Origin of the sequence: Arthrobacter sp. RIT-PI-e (assembly GCF_001187915.1) — a bacterium.
In the GTDB taxonomy this organism is placed as follows: Bacteria; Actinomycetota; Actinomycetes; order Actinomycetales; family Micrococcaceae; genus Arthrobacter_D.
Genome location: NZ_LGIU01000027.1, coordinates 1 through 647, shown reverse-complemented (window position 1 = coordinate 647; position 647 = coordinate 1). Strand labels below are relative to the sequence as shown.

Genomic DNA, 647 nt, shown 5'->3' with positions numbered 1-647 from the left:
GGGGGTGATGAGGGTGCTCGCGCCGGTGGTCGCCGCCGCGAGGCGGGCCTGGACATCGGCCCAGTTCACCAGGTTCCACCACGCCTTCACGTACTCCGGCTTCACGTTCACGTAATCCAGGTAGAACGCGTGCTCCCACATGTCCAGCATCAACAGCGGGATCGTCCCCACCGGCACATTGCCCTGCTGATCATAGAGCTGCTCGATCACCAGGTTCCGCCCCAACGGCTCGTACGCCAGCACCGCCCACCCCGAACCCTGCAACGACGTCGCCGCCGCGGTGAAGTGCGCCCGGAACCCGTCGAAGGACCCGAACGCGTCCTCCAGGGCCGCCGCGAGCTCACCCTCGGGCTTGTCTCCCCCCTCGGGGGACATGTTCTTCCAGAAGATGCTGTGGTTCACCACACCACCCACGTGGAACGCCAGATCCTTGGAGAGCTTCGGGATGCTCCCGAACTCGCCCTTCTCACGGGCCTCGGCCAGCTGCGCCAGGGCATCATTGGCGCCCTTGACGTAAGTGGCGTGGTGCTTGGAGTGGTGCAGCTCCATGATCCGGCCGGAGATGTGCGGCTCCAGGGCCGCGTAGTCGTAATCAAGATCCGGCAGTACGTAAACGCTCACGTGATCCTCCTCGGTAGTGGTACGGG

At 65.1% G+C, this 647-nt stretch carries 1 protein-coding gene; it reads right to left on the bottom strand.

Going from position 1 to position 647, the window contains the following annotated elements:
* Window positions 1-621: superoxide dismutase (locus tag AC792_RS01315; RefSeq protein WP_049828794.1), on the bottom strand; the 621-nt coding region annotated here is incomplete at its 3' end.
* Window positions 622-647 lie beyond the last annotated feature (26 nt).